The organism is Staphylococcus argensis (assembly GCF_002902305.1).
Lineage (GTDB): Bacteria > Bacillota > Bacilli > Staphylococcales > Staphylococcaceae > Staphylococcus > Staphylococcus argensis.
Genome location: NZ_PPPX01000016.1, coordinates 230,264 through 246,143, shown reverse-complemented (window position 1 = coordinate 246,143; position 15,880 = coordinate 230,264). Strand labels below are relative to the sequence as shown.

Genomic DNA, 15,880 nt, shown 5'->3' with positions numbered 1-15,880 from the left:
AGTGTATAATAATATATGAATTTAAAGTTCAATAATGAGCACACTGAACCTTTCATTAGTTTAATAGTAATGGGGATTTTTATGTGGTGGCTAACATCGTCTATTTTTATCATTGTGATTAGGTAGCCATTGCGTAAATATCGCAATAATCCAATTACTAATGGTTGAGGCATAATCACTATTACTCCTTACTATGTGGTGTAGTAGGGAGTTCTTTATTGTTAACGAAGTAGATTGTAGTATAGAAATTTATCCTGAAGGTTGCGAAGAGAAGGCATATGTATGGTTAAGTTTTGCAATCCATTCGGTACTGGACTATAATTATATTGTAAAAGCTCTATCATAGAAACACCAAACCCCTCACTATTGCAGTAGTGAGAGGTTTTATACGGTGATGACTAATGCCGTCATTTTTTACGATCATTGCGATTACGTAGCCATTGCGTAAATATCGCAATGATACAGCCACTAATGATTGTGACTGAAGTTTGTATTATAAGCTCTATCATGGTGAAACACCTCTTTTCTGTGCCTTTATTTATCACAGAAGATATGACGACTTCTATATTATACCAATAAAGTATATTTAGAATAACTTAAAACGCCTGTAATTATAAAAAATAACAGAAATATAATTTGTATATAGAAGTGCGCTTCGTATATTGAAAAATAGTGAGAATTCGTGCATTTAACTACTCTTTATCATAAGTTCTTATACACGTTTCTCATTTTTAGCTCTAAATAATACCGTTTTGAACATCCTTATACTATACATTTTTCAAACGATAGTGTATAATCATTTTAAAGAGAAATACTATTATAGAAACAATATCTTTCATAGTATCATAGTCATAGAACCTAAGGGTATGGAAAATCATTATTATCTATTTATTATTACGATTACTTAGCCAGTGAGTAAAATACGCGACAATGTATCCAGTGATAACTGAAGCTATGATATTTACTACCAGAACTGACATGGTTTATACACCTCCTTCTTGCACGGGGATAAACACAGAAAATATGACAGCATTTATATTATTATCAGTATGATAGTGATCAGTAATGACTAAGGCTATGATATGATTCTATGTAAGTGAATTGTTGTTTACTATGAATGAGGTCCTTTGCTACTGCAATAGCGAGGGGCTTTTTTAGTTATGTTTATAGTAAGCTTTACATTCATTTTCAAGTTATGAATCGACCTTGTTTGAATTCATGTGAATCGCTAAAAATAAGATTCAGCAATGGTACAGAACCTATTTTAGGAGATACGGTTACTGGTCAATAAATTAAAAAAAGGACGACGAAAGCACCTAACTTTCTATCGTCCGTATAGGAGTGAGATGACGACATCATCTCACTTTTTTTTTATGCAAAAATGAATTAAACGAGGCCTAACCAGTGCCAATAAGTGAAACTAAAGACAACGACCAAAATGTAACCTAATACTGTGATAGGGACACCTGTTTTTAAGAAATCCTTAACTGTAAAGGTTTCAGTACCGTAAGCCAACATCGCTTGTGGCGAACTTACTGGAAGCAAGAATCCAAAGCTGATGACGAATTGTTGAATCAAGACAAAACCGATGGATTGGTCACCGAGATGTAGCGTTGAAGTGAGTGAGATAAACACTGGAATCAACGCGGATGCTAAGCTTGTAGCACTAGCGAAACCTAAGTGAATGAGTATGTTGAATAATGAAATGAGCGCAATTGTTACTACAATCGGATAGTTGTCTAAACCGATGAGACCGAATGTCTTGTCGCTGAGCCATTGTGCTGCACCAGTTTGTAGTAACACGTTACCGAGTGAAATACCGACACCGAAGACGATGACTGTACCCCAAGGAATTTGTTTTTCTGCTTCTTTCCAAGACATAATTCCAATTTTCGGCGTTAACATAATGGCTAACGCGATTAAGATAATAGATGATGAATCGATTGGATGTAATATTTTTTCAGTCGCCCAGAAGATGAGCAGTAATAAAGAAATAACGATGAGTCGCCATTCTTTTCCAGTAATTGGGCCTAACTCATTTAGTTGTTTTTTGACTAGCTCTTTACCGCCAGAAATCTCTTTTTGCTCAGGTGGCATGACTTTTAACATAATAAAATAAAGGGCGATGGACATGATGATCGACCATGGTGCTGCGTATAAGAACCACTGACCCCATGATACGTCGACGCCAAGTTTCGCATTGATAAAGTTGATCGCCACGATGTTCTGAGCCGCGGCTGTCTTGATACCGACGTTCCAAATGGATACGGCTTGAACTGCTGTCATGACGAGCAAACCGCCTAGTTTACTCTGCTTTGAAACGCCAAATGCGGCAATCATTCCGAGTAGGATTGGAATGACGGCACCTGCACGAGCGGTTGCGGAAGGTACGAAGAATGCGAGCGCAATCGCAACTAATATCGTTCCAATCACGATATTTTTCGTTTTATTTCCTACTACAGATAATACTAAAAGTGCGAGTCGTTTATGCAAATTAGTGATTTTCATTGCAGTTGCTAAAAATAGCGCTGCTGCTACCAATGCGACCGCACTTGATGAGAAACCGCTGAATGCAAGTTTGAGCGCGTTACCTGTGCCCATGATGTCGTCGCCTTTCAAGACGTGACCGTTTGCTTGAGGGTTACCTAGCTCTTTCGTTAAATCTCCGACTGGGCTGAACCCTACGAGCAAGATGATGAGCGCCACCACCATTGTTGATGAAACGGGGTAGGTTACAGCTTCAGTGACCCATAGAATAACCGCAAAGAGCAGTATTGCAAGTGCCCCTTTCGCCATGAATGGTAAGCTATCAGGCGTTGGAAGTAGTAACACCACGACGAGCGCGATGATACTAATAATCAACCATAGTGGCTTAAATGTAGTCTGTTTCTGATTTTTCGTTTTTGTATTTTCTCCCATGTTAACGCTTCCTTTCTTTACATCTCTATTTTACTAATAAATGACATACAATTCATTACTTTGTTAAAATTTTCACAAATTATTAGAGAAAAAGATTTTCACAAATCCCAAAATATCGTGTCGCTTAAAAATGAAAAGCTGCTAGCTCGGAGGCTAACAGCTTTCAAGTATTTGTCGAGAAATAGTATGTGAAAATATTGAAACAGTATTTTAAAAAGTGCGAGAAAATCAAGCTCTGCAGAACTTTAGAAAATCAGTTCATACTCACTCAAATGATATAATCAATCTTTAACCGCATCTGGTTCTTCTGGTAAGAGTTGGCCGCCATCAACGACAAGACTTTGACCAGTGATGAATTTCGCTTCCTTAGCAGCGAAGAAAGATACTGCGTAACCGATATCAGCGGGTTCACCTAATTCGTGAGTCGGGATAATCTTACGTGTGCCGTCGAGGTAAGCCTCACCTTGAGCTTGAAGTCCTGCTGTAAGGACGTTGCCTGGTTGTACGGCGTTGACAGTGATACCGTATTTCGCATATTCAAGCGCAGCACTACGCATGTAGCCGAGTTGGCCTGCTTTCGTAGCACCATAATGTGCCCATCCAGGATAACCTGTAATAGGTCCAGTTACTGAAGAAGTAATGATGACACGGCCATATTGTTGTTTTTTCATTTCTTTTAAAACGGCTTGCGTAACGAAGAACATACCTTTTAAGTTAATGTTTTGAATATAATCCCAATCTTCTTCTGTTAAATCTTCAATTTCAATTTGTGGATAAACGCCGGTATTTGAAGCAAGAATATCAATTTTATCAAACTCTTGAACGATTTGATCCACGATGTCTTGAACTGCTTGTTTATCAGTGACATCCATTTTATAGAATTTACCGTTAAGCGCCTCTGCAGTCTTCTGACCTTGTTCTTCGTCTATGTCGCCGATGATGACTTTAGCACCAGCTTCTGCGAGTGATTCGGAGATACCTTTACCGATACCATTCGCGCCACCTGTGACTAAAGCTACTTGATTTGTTAAATCTAACATATTAACACGCTCCCTCTTACTTTCTTCACTATTACTATTCCCTCTTTTCTTCACAATTTCAGCTCTATAAGATAAAAGTAATGAAGTTTCTGTGACTTTCATGTTGTTCAATTACTTTAAAATATTGTAACTAAATATATTAAAAAAGTGGTATAATAAGTTGAATTTAATTAAGGAGTAGAGAAAATGAAAAAATACTTAATTACAATCGTACTTATTTCAGTGTTAGCTCTAAGTGCATGCGGAGAAAACAAAGATTCAGCAAATAAAGATCGACAAGATGATAAAAACACACATAAAACAGCGAAGGAAGATACAGAAACAGAACATCACGATGACCATCAAAAATTTGGATTTAAAGAAGAGGGGGATAGCGAGCAATCAGCTGAGAGTACTCAAGGTAGTGAAACGCAATCTCAAGGTGGAGAGAGTGAGCAACAAGGTAGTAGTGCAGAAGTTAAAGATACTGATTTTGAGATGGAGCCAGGCGACCCTTCCTATGAAGATTATAAAGAAGCACAGAAAAGTCAATACGCTTTAGACCACCCAACGCCTGAAGAAAAAGCAAGTGGTGCTGGTGGTGGCGGCGCTGGATGGAATTATGCAGATCAAGATGAAAGTTATGAAGATTATGTTGAGCGTGTAAGAATCCAAAAAGCTGCTGCAGGCGAAAATTAATATTATAGACAGCAGATAATCCTAAAACTGCAAAACAATTTCATAAGAATGACCAATTAAATCTCTTCATTATTTCAAATAGTGAGGGGATTTTTTATTTCAGATATCTGCTCACTCGTTTCTTAATTTATGCTAGTCTAGAGGTAAGTGAAATTCACAATACGGAGGCACAGCTGTGCGTACATTAAGCACTTTTCTACTACTCATCGTCGGCAGCATAGCCATGGTGATTTACATACTTTATCGTTTAATAACAAATCAGACATTGATCACTCCAACGCTTTGGTTCGGACTTGCCCTCTGGGGGTTGGTTGCCATTGTCTTTATCATCTTCCTTATTTCCCGGGGAATGATGTACAAGATTTACAAGCATGATTATCACAAAGCCGAGCAGAATTATGAGTTCGATTTAGAACCTAACGAATATTATTACCATGCGCCGAGACTTGCTTTCGCTAACCAAACGATTACGGTACATGGTAATCCTGAGATGTCCTTTTAACTTCATACGGAAAGTAAGCTCCAGAATTGGCTTTACATCTATGTAGGATGGCCACTCACAAGTATTGAGTTGACTTCTTCAGACCATAGAGTGGAACTGAAACGCATAAATCCGTTCTCGTTAAGGGTAAGATATCATGTTTACGTAGATAATCAATATGTAGGAATTTATAGAAAGAAACGGCTTATTCGTGAGAAAGCGTATTTTAGTAAAATGGCCTATAAATTGATTACAGTTAATGAAACGATTGAGTTAGATAAAGGTTATGAAAGTACAGTGACTCAATTGACACACGGTCGCGATAAACTGCTTACTGCATTCAAAGGTCAACAAGATGAGATTCGCTATGCGATTCAGGTAAGAGGTATTTCTCAAAAGTTGAGAGTAGAGAAAGCGCTCAATGATTTACCTGTACCTATTGAAATATTAGTTGCACTCTATGTTCAAACGAATTTGAATAGCGAGGAAGGACTTAAAATCTTTAATAACGTTGCTATGGGGCCGATGTCTGGGCCTCGATTTTAGAAAACGTAGCCAAATGAGATTAGATATCTAGAAAATGTAAGAGATCTAAATTTAAATAAAGGACGTGCAGACATGTTCAAAAAATCAAATTCTACAGAGCTTGATAACAAAGAAGTCATTCAAAAATTGAATTTACGAGAAGGTGAATATTTTTACCAAACACCACTCATGATTTGGAAAGATGATCCGATTACGATTTATAACGCAGATTCTGAAGAAATAACGTTTAGTCCATGGTTTAAATCGAAATTTCAGCGTTGGGTTTACTATATGGGAGGGGGAAGTTATCAAGGAACGATAATTAACTCCGAACATCATCAAGTTTGGCTCAAGCGGGCAAATTGGTTTATGTATAATGCGAAATACGATGTATATTTGGATGGCGAGAAGATGGGTGTATTCCGTAAGCAGAAACCCTTTAAAGAGAAAGGATTTAAGAAACAGCTAGCCTATAAACTCTTTATCGACGAACACGAATTTGAACTTTCTAATCCTTATCTCAGTACAGAAATTGAAATTACAGAAAATGACAAAACGTTCTTTGAAGCGAAGCGGTCATTCTTCGATTTAGGTAAAAATAAAGTAACGAAGAAACGTGGCGAAAAACATCGTATCTATATTACGAAAAACGCCACAGACTATCCACCAGAACTATGGCTCGCACTTTATGCGCAAGCGATTATGAATCTTCACATTGAACGTAGTCAAGGTGCATCCTCAGCAGGTGCAGGTAGTTAATAATAAGCGAGGACTAATACGACAATAGAGGTTAGACTTACCGGGGGTCTAGCCTTTTTATTATGTTATAGAACAGAGGCTGAATGTAAGCTGATTTCAAGAAAATGATCCACTTAAGTTACACAATGTTAAATATGATATTGGTATATTATGCAGTAAGAGGTGAGAAGATGAAAGTAAGTAATCAAATTAAAAAATATCGTAAAAATGCGGAAATGACCCAAACAGAATTAGCAGAAAAACTCTACACGACAAGACAAACAGTTTCTAAGTGGGAACAAGGGACCATCGAACCGAATATTGATATGTTGATTCAATTAGCGCAACTATTCGATGTAACTGTAGATGAGCTTGTAACTGGAGAGCAAAGTATAGACAAATCTACACAAGCACAGAGGACTAACCCGACGAATATGTGGGATTTCCTCATTAAAAGATGGTGGGTCCTCATTATTGCTTTAATCATAATCTGCGGAACCCTAGGACAAATATTTGCACCATAAACTACTGAATAAGGAGAATAGTAATGGATTCTATAGTTAAGATATTGAAAATAATAGGAATGATAATTAGTGTTTTTATTATCACTGTTATTGCTCAAAATTTAGGTTTATTGTGGCATTTATTTCAATGGAATCGAATTGAAAGTGTACTGCATGCTATAACTTATATTATTGCTGCATACTTACTTATTAAGTTGTTTATCACTAAGGTGCTTAATGATAAATTATCAAATTATAACATTAAGTCATTTCGATTTTACCCTAGCATGTTTGTACTTGGCATCTTAATACCGACGTTAACTATCGCTATTTATCTACTATTCGTAGATGGACATTTTGAGATTCCGAATTATACTCATAATGTATCAATGTATACTACAATTATTGACACTGTATTTATAAGCAGTATAGCTGCTCCTATAGTAGAAGAGTTGACTGTAAGAGGAGTAATGGTGAGTTATATAGCTAAGAAATTTAACATGTTTGTTGCAGTAATTATCCCAAGTTTGCTCTTCGCTTCGTTACATTTATTTAATGGGATGTTAAGTGGTACTAGTTTGTTACTATTGATGATTGGTGGAACGTTAGCAGGTATACTATACAGTTTAGCTATGCTTATTTTTAACAATATATGGGCAAGTATTTATTTACATATGATGTGGAATTTATTTGGTTTAATCAACATTAGTACACACAACGAGGGAATAGGAGTTCTACAGTATACTATTAAAACGAATAACGTTGCTTTAACAGGTGGAGAGTATGGGATGGATGCCTCTATTATTTCAATAAGTGCTTACATTTTAGGTATTATAATTCTTGGGATTGCGTATTATAAAAAAAGTTCAATAGAAAGTAAGTAAAAGACATTAAAAAATTGAAGTGAGACATAACTTAATTAAGTAATAGGTGATTAGTTTTCAATGTGGACTCGAGACGCTTGATGGAGCTAGACCACAACGAAAATCCATTCTTTGAGCTCTTTGAGCGAAAAGAATTAGTTGAGTGTGGTCCCATAAGCACGCGAGAGTCATAACATTGAAAAAATAGATATACTTATTTTTTGATATCGTAATACACTCACTCCACCCTTTTACAAATCTATTTACTTATCAAAATTTCTAGTATAAACTAAAAGTGGTTATAACCAGTTAGGAGTTATCATGAGTAATTTGCAAATGCCTTTGTATCTTCAAGTGTTTGAGGATCTCAAAGATAAGATCAAGAATCGAATATACAAAGAGGGGGAGAAACTCCCTTCTGAACGGCAATTGTCGCTCGAGTATGATGTGAGTCGGATTACGATTCGTGAGGCACTGAAGCATCTGGAGGAGCATCAGTACCTGCGCACTGAGCACGGCCGTGGCTCTTACGTCTTGGGCAATCAATATAACCAGATGTTGGATAATCTCTATAGTTTCAAGGACGAAATTGTTAAAAATGGGGATACGCCACGCACGATAATGCTCAGTATTGAAGCGATTGAACCGCCGTCATATGTGCAACAACACATGCAGTTGACGGAGTTTCAGAAAGTGTATAAATTGCGTCGTTTACGTCTCTCAAACGAGAAACCGTTGATTTATGAAACGACGTACTTGCCACTCCACATGTGTGAAGGCCTCGATCGCTTTGACTTCAACCAGCACTCACTGTACGAGACATTGCATGATTACTATCAAATCGAAATCGATTATGCGTATGAAACGTTAACTTCTCGTAAAATGTCCACGACAGAGGCGACGTATTTAGAAACGGAGCCAGATGACGTGTGTATGTTTATCGAGCGCCATAGCTACGTCGATAACCGTATTGTCGAATTTACGGAATCTGTAGCGAAAGCGCAAGACTACAAATATACGGTGAAGTTAATTCAGAATCGGAAATAGTGCGTTTTATTTAATAAGCGAGGCACACTTTTTCGATTTTCGTGAATTTAGATATCGAATAGACACCATTTTCGATTTTTAGTCGAGGGTAGATGGGATTTTGGTAAATGAGGTAGACGTATACCTCGATTGTTCGCAGATAGTAGAGATAATTTTTACTTAATAGGAAATGCGCACCCACTTTTGATTTTTAGTAGGTTGCATTTTCCCCAACCCCCCCAACACTACGCATAACTTGAGGCGAGTCGCGACTTTAACACCACACGCACTCGTCATCTCTACTAAATTAACTGGTTATGACAACATAACCAATTTCGGAGGTGTAAGGTATGTTACATGAAACACATACTTACAAAGAAATTCGGCAACAACCGGAGATGTGGCGTCGTACGCGCGATATCGTGGACGACTACAAATCCGACTTCGACGCATTCGTCACACGTGTGAACAACTATGCTGACGGGCGTCCAGTCAAGGTGCTCTTCACGGGCGCGGGCTCCTCGGCTTACGTGGGCGACACGCTACGTCTATCAGAAATCAATCAGCTACATCCAGATTGGGAGTTTGAAAATGTCTCGACGACGCATTTCGTGACGAACCCTCAATCTTTCATCGAATCTAACAAAGTTTACGTCGTGGTTTCTTTCGCACGTTCAGGCAATAGTCCTGAAACGAAAGGAACAGTGGAGTTGGCGAATCAAATCACACCACACGTCTTCCATATTTTCATCACGAATAACAAGGATGGCTACTTAGCGCAATATGAAGCGGACAATGTCTTCCGCATCGTGCTTCCTGAAGAGACGAATGACAAGTCGCTTGCGATGACGTCGAGTTTCTCAACGATGTTATTGTCGGCTTATCTCTTATTTGGTGGCCAAGTTACAGACCACTTCTACGACACGATTGAGAAGTATTTTACAGAACTTGAAATTATCGTTAACCAAGTAGCGTCAAATAACCAATTTCGCAAAGTGTTCTACGTAGGTACGGGACTCATCGGTGAGATTACGCGTGAGGTGTCTCTGAAACTCAATGAGCTCACTGGGGGTCGAATCGAGATTCAACGTGAGACGACACTCGGTTTCCGCCATGGTCCGAAAGCGGGGCTGAACGACAATTCGCTCTTTATCATGTTACGGAGTAATGATGCTTACCGCCGTCGTTATGAAACAGATCTCATTCACGAGATTGAAGATGGCCAAACGGATTACGATATTCTGATTCTCGGTCGCGACGAAGCAGATTCTGAGTTCGCGACGGAGCTAGATTTCGTGGCGGACTTCAATGATTTCGAGCTTGCGTTGACGTATCTCATCTTCGGTCAGCTCTTAGCGAGTAAGAAGTCGGTGAGTTTCGGTCTGAATCCTGATAACCCGAGTCCGGATAGCTTTATTAACCGCGTCGTGAAAGGCGTGACGATTTATGAGTACGAAGGGTAAGGGCGCGCTATGACGATTGTGACACATACCTTTAACCCTTCTGTCGACATCACGTATACGGTGCCCGACTTTCATTTAGGCGACGTTCACCGTCCGACTGAGACGATTAAAAATGCAGGAGGCAAGGGCATCAATGTTTCAAAGGTGCTGGCGCAACTTGGTGCAGACTTACATGCGTATGCCTATTTAGGTGGTGCGAATGGCCGTTGGATAGCGGGTCAACTTGATCGTTTAGACATCCCGGTGTCTGCGGTCACGATCGAAGGCGAGACGCGCCAATGTTTAGCGATTAATGATGGTCAGCGTCAGACGGAGGTGTTGGAAAAGGGCCCTGTTATATCACAGGTAGCACAAGCGAATTATATAGATCAATTGAAATCTCACGTACATCCAGAAGTTATGACGATGAGTGGTAGTTCGCCGCAGTTTGAAGGTGCTACGGCGCTTGAACATTTACGCGAGGTACTTTCTACCGCCCAAGCCCAATACACGATTCTTGATACACGTGCTGATGATTTAAAGTTAGCACTCGAAAGCGGTCTTCCTATTCACTGTATCAAGCCGAATGAAGACGAGTTTGCGCAATTAGTAGGCGAGCATCCAGATTCGGAGAAAAATTTTTACCAGCTTATGAAAACGCATACATTACTCAAAAAAATCGACGTTTTCCTAACGTTAGGTGCACGAGGCGCCATTATCAAACTCGACAATCACATTTATCGTGCAACAGTACCAACGATTCAAGCGGTTAACGCAGTAGGGTCGGGTGACTCAACCGTAGCAGGTATAGCGTACGGCAAGACACATTTTAAACAACAGCCTGAACGACTCATACGACACGCACTCGCATGCGGAATGTCTAACGCAATGCAGAAAGAAACTGGACGAATCGATCCAGCGCAAGTGGAACACTTTGCGACACAAATTCAAGTGGAGATGGTATAGATGACAAACAAAAATTTAACCCCATTACTAGACGAGCGCGGTATCTTCGCCGCAATCGCGATTGACCAACGAGGCGCCTTGAAACGCCTCTTACAAGACCAAGCAACGGACGAGAACATGAGCACCTTCAAAGGTCTCGTGTCTGAAATCCTCACGCCACATGGTTCGAGTATCTTGCTCGACCCGGAATATGGCTTGCCTGCATCCAAACGTCGTGATGCGCATGCAGGACTCATCCTATCTTATGAACAAACAGGCTATGACAAAGGTGATGATCGACGCTTACCTCGCTTGGTATTAAACCAGTCCGTACAACGTTTGAAAGAAGCAGGCGCTGATGCCGTGAAGATTCTGTTGTATTACGACGTGGACGACGCTGAGGAGACGAACGCCATTAAGCATGCTTTCGTTGAGCGTGTCGGTAGTGAATGTGAAGCGGAACACATGCCGTTCTTACTCGAAATTCTGACTTACGACAGTCAGTTACAGGATGAAAAGGGTTCAGAATATGCGAAATTGCGCCCATCGAAAGTCATTCGTTCGATGAAAGTCTTTAGTGCCCCACGTTACAAAGTGGATGTATTAAAGGTCGAAACGCCTACAAATATGAATTTCGTTGAAGGATTGGGAGCAGAGACACCCGTTTATACACAAGCAGAAGCGGCCGAACACTTCAAAGCACAAGCGGAAAGTACAACATTACCGTACATCTTCTTAAGTGGTGGTATCTCAGCAGACCTCTTCCAACGCACATTAACGTTCGCGAAAGAATCCGGCTCAACATTCAACGGCGTACTGTGCGGTCGTGCGACATGGAAAGGTGCGACCGAAGCTTTCGTCAAAGAAGGCGAAGAAGCAGCACGTCAGTGGATTGCAGAAGAAGGGCTTCGCAACTTACAAGCACTCAATGAGGTGAACGAGCGTTATGCGACGCCGATTGAGTAAGGTAAAAGTTGATGTAATCGTCGAAAACTAGATAAATATATACAATAACTACCACTTTCATTCCGATGCTGGTAGAAGAACAAGTGACATTTCTTCTATAATATTGGGGTGGAAGTGGTTTTTGTATTGTAAAAATGAGTACTTCAATTTAAGGTGGTTTGAGAAAATGGGGATATTTGGCGTTTTTGTAGTATGGATTGGGATATCAATACTCTTAATTATACAAGGGATTCATAGTTTAAAGACGGGAGAAATGTTCCCAATCAAAGATTTGTGGCAATGGATTTTATTATGGGTTGTTACGTTAGGCATAATGATAGGCTTCATTTTATATAGAAGATATACGCAAAAACAGTTTTCTAACTTATACGATGTTGAAAACTCCAATAATCTACAAGCTTTTGAAGATGGTCAATACTTCTATCAAGCACCATATGTGACAATGGATAAGCAGTATATTCCGATACATGGTAATAATACTATGTATTACACTGCTAACTTTAATAATATTATTCAAAAGTGGATAAGTATTACCGGATTCTTTCCACTCTTTGGAGTGTTTGTGAAGTCAGAGAATCATACAGTAAAGATAAAACGAATTAAATTTTGGTCCCTACATGCACATTATGAAGTTTATTTAGATAACACTTATATCGGGATTTTAAGGATGCAGAAGTTATTTAAAGAGAAGGGGATGAAACAGCAACTTCCTTTCATCTTTGATTCAAACAAAGGTGCTTATCAATTTAACAATCCTTATTTTAGTATGAATACGGTGATTTCAAAGAATAATGTTGAAGTATTTTCTGCTGAAAGAAGCTTTTTTGATCTGAGTAAAAGTCACATTACTAAAAGAAGAGGAGAGCGACACAATATAAGAATTAGTCGAGAAAATAAGAACGTGTATCCAGATGAAGTATTAATCGCATTATACATACAAGTAATGTTGAATAAGAGAACTGAAAATAATGGATAAGATCGTACATTTTCACCCTATAAAAGATAGTAATCATCAATTTGTAGGCAATATAAATATTTTGTTACCATATAATTGATAGACTATATATCAACTATAGAAAAAAGGGAGATATGTATGGAATTTAAGAAATTATTGATGGGTGTGGCAGCCTCGACTTTACTTTTAGGAGCATGCGGAAATGTAGAAAATCACGAGGATTCTGATAAAAAATCAAATGATCCTGATAAGGAACAACATGATAAAGATAAGAAATCTAATGATGACAAAGATAATAACTCAAATAATGATAATTCAGAAGATGTAGGAACTACAAGCGATCAAGACCAAGGCCAAGCAGATAATGGCAACAATGGTAGTAACGAAACGCACAATGTTTACAATGAATATAATACGACAAATAATACAGAAACAAACAACACTGATAGCAATAACGTAGACAGTGGCGATAAAGAGGATAACAGTTCAATAGAATCAAGTTCCAATTACCAACAAGATAACTCACAAGACAACTCTAAAAACGATAACTCGTCAGGTAGCCACAATAATACACACGAAGAAAATAGTAATAACAGTAATGAACAAAGTGATGTGGGCAACGATAAATCAGAAAATGTTCAACAAAGCCAAGATAATTCAGTAGGTAAGACGGAAAACAAAGATTCTAACAATACTTCACAAAATCAAGATAATCCCGTGGATAAAAAACAAAACCAAAACTCAGATAATAACGACCAAAATGATGATAAATCTGCCAATAAAGGTGACAACGATAATTCAAATAATGTGAACCAAGAACAAGATAACTCTGTAAATAAAGATGAAAATGATGGCTCTGATGAGGATGAAGATAAAGGTGAGGTTTCCGAAAAGGAGCAATAGATAAGGTGTACGACTGGTATAGTCATAGTGGTCAAGGTGCAAGAGCACTTGAAGAATTCCATTATGATAAAGCGAAGAGTACCGATAAGTATCAATATGTGACTTTCCCTTCTTCGAGTGCTACAGGTAAGCCAATGTCTTCCTATGGACTCGTAGATAAAAAGACTGGGGATATTATTGATATCGTCGTACAACCTACTGCTCAAGAACGTCATTATCTTGAACAAGAAGCTAATGAGAATAATCCTGGTTATTATTACACGATGACTGATAAACCTAACCACTTGATTCAGAAAGATAAAAATGAATTTAAAGGTTCAATGCTTACCAGAAAGAAAAAAGATGATTGATTTAAATTATTAGAGTTTGGTTCAAAGCATAATAAGGCGGACATATAAAATTTTAGTCTCTCAACTTAGTGAGTTGGGAGGCTTTATTTAGTATGTACGAATATAGAAATCGCATCAGAAACAGGTTAAATTCCAACACAACTCTTTTCGCCACCAAACGTACTCCCCAATAATTAAATTATTTGTGATATAGTAGTTAAGTTATTCCAATTGATAGAAAGAAGGATTGTTATGTTTTCTATTGCGATTTCTGCAATAACGCCCATAGTCCTACTTTTAATTATTGGGTACTATGCGAGTGTCAAAAAACATTTTACGCTCAGTGATAGCAACACGTTTAACCTCATCGTGATTCAATATCTCTTGCCATTCAGCTTATTCTCATCCATATTATCAATTCCTATCAAGACTTTACTACATAATTTGAATTTATTCTTTATCATATTTCTCTCACTCAGCATTTTTATGGTCTGTTTTACCCTGGTCTTACATTACATATGTTCATTATCGCCGGAAAAGACGGCCTTACGCAGTTTAGCGTATTCATCAGCGGCGGTACCATTTATCGGTAAACCGATTCTCGCCCCTTTCATGAGTGACGACATTACTACTGTGCTGATCGTGTCAGCTGCGTTCGCTATTGCGCTTGTTCAACAACCGATGACTTTCATCATGCTTGCTTCTCAGAATAATAAACATAACGTCTCATTTATGAGAAATTTACTGATTACTTTAAAGGAACCTGTGATATTAGCACCTATAGTGGCCGTAATCTTACTTTTAGTTCGTTTCCCAATGCCACATATTATTATTAAAACGGGTGAAATTATGGGTATGGCCATTCCTGCAATTGCGATGTTTACATCAGGAATTATCCTCTATACGCAGAAGATTGCTTTTAACTTTAACGTGATACTTTCTGTCATTATTCGAAATATCGTTACACCGCTCATTGTTATTTTTGTGCTAAAACTACTCCACTGTTCTTATGAAACGATTCACTATACAGCATTAGCGGTCAGCATTCCTGTAGGTTCAGTAGTAGTAATTATGGCGATCAAATTCAACACGTTACAGAAAGAGATGGCTTCTACGCTATTCTGTAGTACAGTGCTTTCTATCGTCACAATTCCATTGTTCTTAACTTTAACGAAGTGGATTGTTTAAATTTTAGTAGGTTAACGCTTTAAAATTAATTTTAAAACAATATAATACAAAGTTAAAAATGCATTACAATGATAATTGACGTGTCTATAATTAGATTTCTAAATATATTGCGATGAAATATGATGTGTGATAAGTTCAAGATACAAAGGCTACGGGATGACATGTTGTCTCGACCTTTGAAGTTCTGAACGCAACAACGCTTACGGGCACGTTAGCGAGCAGAATATAAATTGGGAACACGGCGATAGAGTTAGGGATATATTACAGTTATTTTTAGAAAGCTTCTCTCTTAGGGCAAAGAGAGGGGCTTTTAGTTTTCTATAAAATAGTAAAAGAGTCCTTTATGATTCGCTCATAAAAGACTCTAATCAGAAATTCA

The 15,880-nt window shown here is 38.3% G+C and carries 18 protein-coding genes; 14 read left to right on the top strand and 4 right to left on the bottom strand.

All coding sequences use genetic code 11. From position 1 onward, the window contains the following. Positions 1–407 precede the first annotated feature (407 nt). The 4 genes from CD039_RS11785 to CD039_RS10035 form a co-directional block, all read right to left on the bottom strand. Positions 408–509, bottom strand: coding sequence for a type I toxin-antitoxin system Fst family toxin (locus tag CD039_RS11785; protein ID WP_142381363.1), 102 nt, complete (start codon positions 507–509; stop codon positions 408–410). A 375-nt stretch (positions 510–884) separates the two neighbouring features. After that, a complete protein-coding gene (locus CD039_RS11780; protein ID WP_142384385.1) occupies positions 885–980 on the bottom strand; it encodes a type I toxin-antitoxin system Fst family toxin in 96 nt (31 codons plus the stop codon). Positions 981–1,386: 406 nt separating this feature from the next. Then, positions 1,387–2,919 (bottom strand): SLC13 family permease, encoded by a 1,533-nt coding sequence (locus CD039_RS10040; protein WP_103372199.1) that lies wholly within the window; start codon positions 2,917–2,919, stop codon positions 1,387–1,389. A 281-nt stretch (positions 2,920–3,200) separates the two neighbouring features. Next, the gene (locus CD039_RS10035; RefSeq protein ID WP_103372198.1) at positions 3,201–3,959 is read right to left on the bottom strand and encodes an SDR family NAD(P)-dependent oxidoreductase; all 759 of its coding nucleotides are present in this window, start codon (positions 3,957–3,959) and stop codon (positions 3,201–3,203) included. Positions 3,960–4,145: 186 nt separating this feature from the next. Between CD039_RS10035 and CD039_RS10030 the strand changes: the two genes are divergently transcribed. The 14 genes from CD039_RS10030 (at position 4,146) to CD039_RS09965 (ending at position 15,501) form a co-directional block, all read left to right on the top strand. Then, positions 4,146–4,637 (top strand): hypothetical protein, encoded by a 492-nt coding sequence (locus CD039_RS10030; RefSeq protein WP_103372197.1) that lies wholly within the window; start codon positions 4,146–4,148, stop codon positions 4,635–4,637. A 175-nt stretch (positions 4,638–4,812) separates the two neighbouring features. Next, positions 4,813–5,139 (top strand): hypothetical protein, encoded by a 327-nt coding sequence (locus CD039_RS10025; RefSeq protein ID WP_103372196.1) that lies wholly within the window; start codon positions 4,813–4,815, stop codon positions 5,137–5,139. 90 nt (positions 5,140–5,229) lie between these two features. After that, positions 5,230–5,664, top strand: a complete 435-nt coding sequence (locus CD039_RS10020; protein WP_142384384.1) for a hypothetical protein — start codon at positions 5,230–5,232, stop codon at positions 5,662–5,664. Between the two features lie 72 nt (positions 5,665–5,736). Continuing rightward, positions 5,737–6,402: a hypothetical protein gene (locus CD039_RS10015; protein ID WP_103372194.1), complete on the top strand. Its 666-nt coding sequence runs from the start codon at positions 5,737–5,739 to the stop codon at positions 6,400–6,402. 170 nt (positions 6,403–6,572) lie between these two features. Then, entirely contained in the window at positions 6,573–6,905 is a 333-nt protein-coding gene (locus CD039_RS10010; protein ID WP_103372193.1) for a helix-turn-helix transcriptional regulator, read from the top strand. 23 nt (positions 6,906–6,928) lie between these two features. Continuing rightward, positions 6,929–7,768, top strand: coding sequence for a CPBP family intramembrane glutamic endopeptidase (locus CD039_RS10005; RefSeq protein ID WP_103372192.1), 840 nt, complete (start codon positions 6,929–6,931; stop codon positions 7,766–7,768). 300 nt (positions 7,769–8,068) lie between these two features. Further along, positions 8,069–8,794 carry a GntR family transcriptional regulator gene (locus tag CD039_RS10000; protein ID WP_103372191.1) on the top strand — a complete coding sequence of 242 codons (726 nt, stop codon included), beginning with the start codon at positions 8,069–8,071 and terminating at the stop codon, positions 8,792–8,794. A gap of 329 nt (positions 8,795–9,123) precedes the next feature. Then, complete coding sequence (locus tag CD039_RS09995) at positions 9,124–10,236, top strand: SIS domain-containing protein (RefSeq protein WP_103372190.1); 1,113 nt, start codon at positions 9,124–9,126, stop codon at positions 10,234–10,236. A 9-nt stretch (positions 10,237–10,245) separates the two neighbouring features. Beyond that, complete coding sequence (locus CD039_RS09990) at positions 10,246–11,181, top strand: 1-phosphofructokinase family hexose kinase (protein WP_103372189.1); 936 nt, start codon at positions 10,246–10,248, stop codon at positions 11,179–11,181. Then, a complete protein-coding gene (locus CD039_RS09985) occupies positions 11,182–12,126 on the top strand; it encodes a tagatose 1,6-diphosphate aldolase (protein ID WP_103372188.1) in 945 nt (314 codons plus the stop codon). It abuts the gene before it with no gap. 166 nt (positions 12,127–12,292) lie between these two features. Next, complete coding sequence (locus tag CD039_RS09980) at positions 12,293–13,102, top strand: hypothetical protein (protein WP_103372187.1); 810 nt, start codon at positions 12,293–12,295, stop codon at positions 13,100–13,102. 117 nt (positions 13,103–13,219) lie between these two features. Continuing rightward, positions 13,220–13,984: a hypothetical protein gene (locus tag CD039_RS09975; RefSeq protein WP_103372186.1), complete on the top strand. Its 765-nt coding sequence runs from the start codon at positions 13,220–13,222 to the stop codon at positions 13,982–13,984. Between the two features lie 5 nt (positions 13,985–13,989). Further along, the gene (locus CD039_RS09970) at positions 13,990–14,334 is read left to right on the top strand and encodes a hypothetical protein (protein WP_103372185.1); all 345 of its coding nucleotides are present in this window, start codon (positions 13,990–13,992) and stop codon (positions 14,332–14,334) included. Positions 14,335–14,565: 231 nt separating this feature from the next. Continuing rightward, positions 14,566–15,501 (top strand): AEC family transporter, encoded by a 936-nt coding sequence (locus CD039_RS09965; protein WP_103372184.1) that lies wholly within the window; start codon positions 14,566–14,568, stop codon positions 15,499–15,501. Positions 15,502–15,880 lie beyond the last annotated feature (379 nt).